This is a genomic window from Lacinutrix sp. MEBiC02404 (genome assembly GCF_053601575.1).
Genome location: NZ_JBSHNV010000200.1, coordinates 1 through 209, shown reverse-complemented (window position 1 = coordinate 209; position 209 = coordinate 1). Strand labels below are relative to the sequence as shown.

Sequence of the window (209 nt, the reverse complement as noted above, 5' to 3'; positions counted from 1 at the left end):
GAGCCAACAGGAACAACAGCAGCGGATGGAACGTATACTATAGAAGGAGTACCAGCAGGGACAGTAGATATCGTAGTAGATACGACTACTTTACCAGTAGGATCGACATTAACAGAAGGAACAGAACCAACGGAAGTAACGATACCAGTAAATGGAACAGTTGCAGCAGGAACAGATGGTTATACTACAGCTGGTTCAGTAACCGGAAC

1 protein-coding gene is annotated in these 209 nt (G+C 45.0%); it reads left to right on the top strand.

Annotated features, from left to right (window positions below):
- On the top strand, window positions 1–209 hold a 209-nt coding region (locus ACVCXO_RS12180), incomplete at both ends, for a hypothetical protein (protein WP_452229865.1).